This window comes from Flammeovirga agarivorans, from assembly GCF_012641475.1.
GTDB classification, from domain to species: domain Bacteria; phylum Bacteroidota; class Bacteroidia; order Cytophagales; family Flammeovirgaceae; genus Flammeovirga; species Flammeovirga agarivorans.
In genome coordinates this window covers 1-705 of sequence record NZ_JABAIL010000082.1, presented here as the reverse complement: position 1 = coordinate 705, position 705 = coordinate 1, and the positions used below count along the sequence as shown (strand labels likewise).

General features: G+C 31.2%; 1 protein-coding gene. It reads right to left on the bottom strand.

The window, feature by feature from the left end; translation table 11 throughout:
* Positions 1-237 precede the first annotated feature (237 nt).
* The coding region (locus HGP29_RS28335; protein WP_168885825.1) for a hypothetical protein at positions 238-705 on the bottom strand (468 nt) is incomplete at its 5' end.

Below are 705 nucleotides of genomic sequence, written 5' to 3'. Positions count from 1 at the left end.
TCAATATAAATTGTATCGAAATATATTTCACTTCCTGATTCATAATTATATGTTAGGTAATAATCAAAATTTTTAATATTTGATTTTGTTGAACAACTACCAAAAATAACCAAACAGAATAAAAGCTTTAAAAAGGTATGTTTCATGTTTTATGGCATATAACGTAATGGCTAAACTACGACCAGCGGGTGCGTCACCCGGTGGATGGAGATTAGCTAATGTTGTGCCGGCGTACTTTTATTTCTCGTTAATATTAATCTTATCTATTATTTCGGTTATTGTCAACCATTCGAATCCATTTATATGTTCGACATTTATATTTGGCTGAGTTGATTTTCCTGTAAAACAAATCACAGGAAATTGACTTTGAGAATCAGGACGAATTATCTCCCCATCTCTTTCTATTTTGTGGTCAAGTGAGCATTTTATCTTTACTTGTCCATTCTCTCGTTTTAAGATTAAATCTTTAATATCCCACGGATAACCCCAATATTTCTTATCAGAATCGAGTATCACAGGATTAAAGTAAAACAAAATTGAATTCTTTCCAGTCTTTAAATTTTGATCGATAAAACAATAATCGATTCCATCTGAATATCCAGTTGCTGAAAATATCTCAGGTTCAGGGTCAGAGTCAATGTTTACGAACCAGAAAAAGTCATAATCCATCCAATATTTCTCAATTGACTTTACTTTATTAAAATC